This window comes from Pantoea sp. ME81, assembly GCF_903970985.1.
Classification (GTDB): domain Bacteria; phylum Pseudomonadota; class Gammaproteobacteria; order Enterobacterales; family Enterobacteriaceae; genus Pantoea; species Pantoea communis.
In genome coordinates this window covers 1-4,933 of sequence record NZ_CAJCKS010000260.1, presented here as the reverse complement: position 1 = coordinate 4,933, position 4,933 = coordinate 1, and the positions used below count along the sequence as shown (strand labels likewise).

Sequence of the window (4,933 nt, the reverse complement as noted above, 5' to 3'; positions counted from 1 at the left end):
GTACACACTGCAATCGGTGAGCAGCAGCAGCGGCTTAAGCCTCAACGACTACACTAATCAACTAATGGCAGAAATGAACAAGAGCGGTGTGTTTGTCGGTGTGAACAGTGATGCCCAGCTCAACGGTTTACAGGCGCAGCTCACCATTGACCGCAATAAAGCCTCACTGCTGGGCGTCGATCTCGACCAGATCCGCAGCAATTTGTACGCCGCCTTTGGCACATTGCAGGCTTCCACCATCTATGCACCGGAAGACAGCTATGAGGTGATCATGGAAGTGCAGCAGCCGTTCCGTCAGAACGAGAGTGACCTGTCACAGATTTATGTCCGTTCTGCGTCGGGCGATCTGTTGCCGCTGTCGACCTTTACGCACATCAGCCGCGTACAGGGCGTCACCGCCGTGAACCATCAGGGCCAGTTGCCCGCGATCACCATTTCCTTTGACCTTGCGCCAGGCAAGTCTCTGTCCGATGCCACGCAAGCCATCAGCCAGGCGGAAAGCGCCATCAACCTGCCCGCCACGGTGTTTGGCAACTACGCCGGACAAGCGGCGCTGTTTCAGCAGTCGCAGAGCAGCCAGGTGTGGTTAATTGTGCTGGCGCTGGCGGTGATTTACGTGATTCTCGGTATGCTGTATGAAAGCTGGATCCACCCCATTACCATTCTGCTGGGCCTGCCCTCTGCAGCCGTTGGCGCGCTGCTGTCGCTCAGATTGATGGGACTGGATCTGACCTTTATTGCCATGATCGGCATTTTGCTACTGATTGGTATCGTGAAAAAGAACGCCATCATGATGATCGATTTTGCGCTTTCGGCACAGCGTGAGCAGGGGCTGAGCGCGCATGACGCGATCATTCAGGCCTGTTTGCAGCGCTTCCGTCCCATCATGATGACCACCCTGTGCGCCATCATGGGTGCGCTACCGATTGCCTGTGGCTGGGGTGCTGGCGCCGAGTTACGCCAGCCGATGGGCGTGGCCGTGGTCGGTGGCCTGGTGTTTTCACAATTCATCACCCTGTTTATCACGCCGGTGCTGTACTTGCTGTTTGATCGCACCGGTGCGCGGCTGGATGCGCTGACCCACGCGACGGAGGAAGCATGAGACTGTTATTGGTAGAAGATCAGCAGATGGCGGCGGATTACATCGCCAAAGGGCTGCGCGAGAATGACTTTGTGGTGGATGTGGCTGCCAACGGTATTGACGGTCTGCACCTGCTGCTTACCCACGATTACGACCTGGCAATCCTCGATGTGATGTTGCCGGGCATCAACGGTTGGAAACTGCTGGAGATGGCGCGGCAAGCCGATCGCGCCACACCGGTCATGTTTCTCACCGCACGCGATGATATTGAAGATCGCGTGAAAGGGCTGGAGCTGGGCGCGGAAGATTACCTGATCAAGCCCTTCTCTTTCAGTGAACTGCTGGCACGCGCGCGGGTGATCCTGCGCCGTCAGACGCCCAGTGCAGTGTTGAGCAGTGATGAATCCCAGTTGCAAATTGGCGGGCTGGTGCTGGACTTTGTGAAGCACAAAGTCTCACGCGAAGGCAACCGCATTGAGCTGACGCAGAAAGAGTTTCTGCTGCTGAGCCTGTTGATGCGTCGCAGCGGTGAAGTGTTGTCGCGTACGGTGATCGCCGAGCAGGTGTGGGACATGAATTTCGATCCTGAAACTAACGTGATTGACGTGGCGATCCGCCGTCTGCGCGGCAAAATTGATGATAACTACAAGGTAAAACTGCTGCACACCATCCGGGGTGCCGGTTATGTCCTGGAAGAAAAAGAGCATGCTGATACCCCGTAACGTCCCGATCACTGTTCGTCTCACCCTGTTCTTCTCTGTGGCGATGGCGATAGTCCTGTACAGCGTCTCCGGCCTGCTCTATCAAACGTTACGCGACCAGCTCAACAGCAAAGATGTCAATGAGTTGCGCAGCACGTTACAGTTCCAGAAAGAGATTGCCAGCACCATCAGCGAACGTCAGGGTCCGCAGGAGCAGTGGCAAAAGGAGTTATTCGAGTTCATCGCTGAGCAGGATCGCCTGTCACTGCGCATTATCAGCCCGGATGGCAAGGTCTGGTCTCAGTCGAAAAATATGCGCGTACCGCAATCCGCCTATCCTGCCCCGACCAAAGACTTTAACTACCAGAGCTGGAAGCACCATGACGGTGAGCTGCACGAGAAGTATCTGATTACCGCCACCACTTTCCCGCTCAAGGACAAAGAGCTGTGGCTGGTGCAGGCCGCACTTAACGTCTCACGCAATAATGAAATCATCGAAAATTACTGGGCGCGCATGCAGATTGCTGCGGCGCTGGCGATCCTGCTGTTTGCCGCCTGCGGCTATGGTCTGGCGCGTCGAGGCTTGCGCCCGCTGCGGGTGATCAGCCGTCAGATTGAGACCATCAACGTGGAAGAGCTGCACACGCGGTTGGCCACCGAGCGCTGGCCGTCAGAATTGGTGGTGTTAGCCTCTTCGTTCGACAGTATGTTAACACGACTGGAAGCCTCCTTTGCCCAGCTGACGCGCTTCTCTTCCGACCTCGCGCATGAGCTGCGCGCACCGATCAATAATTTGATTTCAGCAGCCAGCGTGACCCTGAATCAACCGCGCAGTGCGGCGGATTATCAGGAGACGTTAGAGGCGATAGTGGAAGAAGGTGAACGACTGTCGCGCACCGTCTCCTCGATGCTGTTTTTGGCGCGTGCCGATAACAGTCGCGAGCCGTTGAAAAAGGAGTTGCTGAATAGCGCCAATGAGTTCCGTCGTCTGATTGGCTTTTACGACATTCTGGCGGAGGAGAAAAACATCACGCTGATACAAACGGGCGATGAGTCATTTATCGCCGATCCGCTGCATTTTCAGCGCGCCATCTCTAACCTGCTGTCGAATGCTCTGCACTACACGCCCAATGGCGGTGAGATCATTTTGCGTGCGGTTCGCGAGCCCCACTGGCTGCATTTTAGCGTGCAGGATAATGGTGAAGGCATCGAACCCGAACATCTTCCGCATCTGTTTGAGCGTTTTTATCGTGCCGACCCTTCACGCACCAGTACCGAAAATACCGGCCTGGGATTAGCGATTGTGAAAACCATCGCCGAGTTGCACGGCGGTAAAGTCGCGGTCATCAGCACACTCGGTAAAGGCAGCACCTTTACCTTCTCGATTCCGCAATAATATCGCCTGTCAAAATTGTCATCTTCAGGTTTGAGTGTGGTCACCGCCACAGTGAGAAAATAACGCTATCAACACAACCGTTGTTATTAACCACGAGGTGACCACCATGAAACAGAAATTAGTGATGATTCTTTTAGCCGCCTTTTCCCTGTTAGCTGTCACTCAGGTTGAAGCCAATATCGGCGTCGAACGCACCGCCAATACCTGGCTATTAACTCCCGCCAGTTGGCATCCCGGCACACCGAATAAACTGTACGAGAATTATCCCTTCGATTTAGGCGAGAAGAAAATTAATATGGGGGATGAGGATCAATATCACCACGTCAATAATGACAGCAAGCTACATCCCCTGACCGATAAATCCGTCCACTCGCCGGTTTATCAGCAGCAATAAGAGAATCAATTCACTGGCGAATGCTTAGGTGCTTTTAGAATGAGGCCGCTATTTTCTAAAATGGCGGCCTTTTTATATATATGAACATGTTGGTGCGGGCCTCCGACACAGTGCGCTTTGTGGCAGTAAAAGCGCTATCGCCTGAGTCATCGCGCCCTTTCAAACAGCGTAAACGGATGTTAGCAAGCAGGCTGGTGCCGCTCTGGGGCTGGCATTTCGCAGCGCTGAACGGAATGAGGAAGCCAGGAGAGCCAGCATGGATGCTGGCGAAAGGTGCAGCCGGGACAGGGAAAGTCCCGTATGCACCGGTCCGTCAGGCTGACGAGTGAAGTGAAGGTACCGCGTCAGCGGCGCGAGGACAGCCAGCCCCAGAGCGGCACCAGACTGCGTTATCACCTAATGCTTGTAGAGCAACGTTTAGCCTGCCTTTCGCCGCAACCACCACCACACCGCAGGCAAACTCAGATACAGCGCAATCATAATCGACGTAAACAGATCCCCCGGCCAGTGCATACCCAGCGCCAGACGGCTGATGATCACACCATAGGCCCACAGCATCACTCCCCCAGCCAACAGCCACTTACCCCGCGCCATCAGCAGCGCCACCGCCATTAATGCCCAGGTGGCGGCAAAAATCGTGTGCCCGGAAGGAAAGGCAGGATCGACCTGTTGAAGCCAGTGCTGCTTCTGCCAATCCGGAATCTGGGGGTTATTAGCCAACCGCTGGCTAACCAGCTGCTGCCGCTGGGCAGGATCATCCTGGTAAAAGTGGCGATCAATCTCACTGTCCGTCTGACTCAGCCACACCACATAGGGGCGTGGCTCATGGTTGGTCTTTTTGATCTCGCTGACCGCCACTTGTCCAACGATAACCGGCAATAACATCACCAACGCAAATTTAAGCCACTCTCCCCGACGAATATTCAGCGTATAAATCAAAACAAACAACATTAACGCAGACGTGATAAAGCCAAATGGTTTACTCACGGTCTGCGTCAGCACATAAAACCACCATAACAGCGCGGATTGATCGTTGGCATTCCAGCTCCAGTGAATTCCCCAGGCAAATAACGGAATAGCAAACAACAATGCACAACTGATGAACAGCGCAATATAAGGGCTGCGTAAAAATCGCATCGGTTTAATCATCCGTCAATTAATGTTTTACGCGCGTGAGCTTTAAATACCCCAATAAATAAGTATGCAAATTGCAGAGTTTATCAAACAGCGGTGTGAGTAGCGGTTCCGCTTTATTCACAGCGAATGCACATCCCAGTGCCACCAGCACCGAACCCAACATATCGCCGGGGAAATGCACCTCCATATAGCTTCGACAGTACAGAAGAGCGGCGCGTAGGGAA

General features: G+C 54.1%; 5 protein-coding genes and 1 pseudogene. 4 read left to right on the top strand and 2 right to left on the bottom strand.

The genetic code is table 11. From position 1 onward, the window contains the following. The 4 genes from H7A81_RS25670 to H7A81_RS25655 all read left to right on the top strand — a co-directional run. On the top strand, positions 1-1,102 hold a 1,102-nt coding region (locus H7A81_RS25670; RefSeq protein WP_182059152.1), incomplete at its 5' end, for an efflux RND transporter permease subunit. Further along, positions 1,099-1,803: a heavy metal response regulator transcription factor gene (locus H7A81_RS25665; protein WP_034829737.1), complete on the top strand. Its 705-nt coding sequence runs from the start codon at positions 1,099-1,101 to the stop codon at positions 1,801-1,803. The genes H7A81_RS25670 and H7A81_RS25665, both read left to right, overlap by 4 nt. Next, entirely contained in the window at positions 1,787-3,178 is a 1,392-nt protein-coding gene (locus H7A81_RS25660; protein ID WP_182059151.1) for a heavy metal sensor histidine kinase, read from the top strand. The genes H7A81_RS25665 and H7A81_RS25660 overlap by 17 nt, the downstream gene beginning before the upstream one ends. Positions 3,179-3,284: 106 nt before the next feature. Beyond that, positions 3,285-3,572 carry a hypothetical protein gene (locus tag H7A81_RS25655; protein WP_182059150.1) on the top strand — a complete coding sequence of 96 codons (288 nt, stop codon included), beginning with the start codon at positions 3,285-3,287 and terminating at the stop codon, positions 3,570-3,572. A 417-nt stretch (positions 3,573-3,989) separates the two neighbouring features. On the opposite strand, the gene H7A81_RS25650 is transcribed toward H7A81_RS25655, so the two are convergent. Both H7A81_RS25650 and H7A81_RS27580 read right to left on the bottom strand, forming a co-directional pair. Next, positions 3,990-4,709: a phosphatase PAP2 family protein gene (locus H7A81_RS25650; RefSeq protein WP_182059149.1), complete on the bottom strand. Its 720-nt coding sequence runs from the start codon at positions 4,707-4,709 to the stop codon at positions 3,990-3,992. 19 nt (positions 4,710-4,728) lie between these two features. Then, a pseudogene (locus H7A81_RS27580) lies at positions 4,729-4,933 on the bottom strand (undecaprenyl-diphosphatase); the annotation flags it as partial.